This window comes from Paraburkholderia bengalensis (genome assembly GCF_037126505.1).
Taxonomy (GTDB): Bacteria; Pseudomonadota; Gammaproteobacteria; order Burkholderiales; family Burkholderiaceae; genus Paraburkholderia; species Paraburkholderia bengalensis.
Genome location: NZ_JACFYJ010000318.1, coordinates 1 through 408 on the forward strand (window position 1 = coordinate 1; position 408 = coordinate 408).

At 60.8% G+C, this 408-nt stretch carries 1 protein-coding gene; it reads right to left on the bottom strand.

From position 1 onward, the window contains the following. Nucleotides 1-15: 15 nt before the first annotated feature. A partial coding sequence (locus H3V53_RS43470) for a PDZ domain-containing protein (protein WP_336603079.1) occupies nucleotides 16-408 on the bottom strand: 393 nt, incomplete at its 5' end.

Consider the following 408-nt stretch of genomic DNA (forward strand, 5'->3'; position numbering starts at 1 on the left):
CAGTTCCTGGCGCATTTATTTGAGGTCGACTGTAACGAAGCTGCGCGCGTGATTGCGCTGGATAAGGAGTGCGGCCTTCTTGCCGGCACCGGCCGAAAGTGCAGCAAGTTGATCCAGGGATGCGACCAGCGTGCCGTTGAGCGACAGCAGGACATCGCCCGGTTTGATGCCGACAGCGCCCGCTGTTCCCGAGACGTCATCCACCATCAGTCCATCAGCCAGGCCCGTGGTGCGCCGCTCGTCATCGGTCAGCGCATGCATCGTGAGACCAAGGCGGTCGAGTGCGCCTCCGTCACTTGCGGCTGTGCTCTCAACCCTTCCAGCGTCCGCATTTGCATCGTCGCCTTGCGTCGATGTGCCGAGATTCACCATCACCGTAACCTGCTTACGGTTGCGGATCAGCTTCAA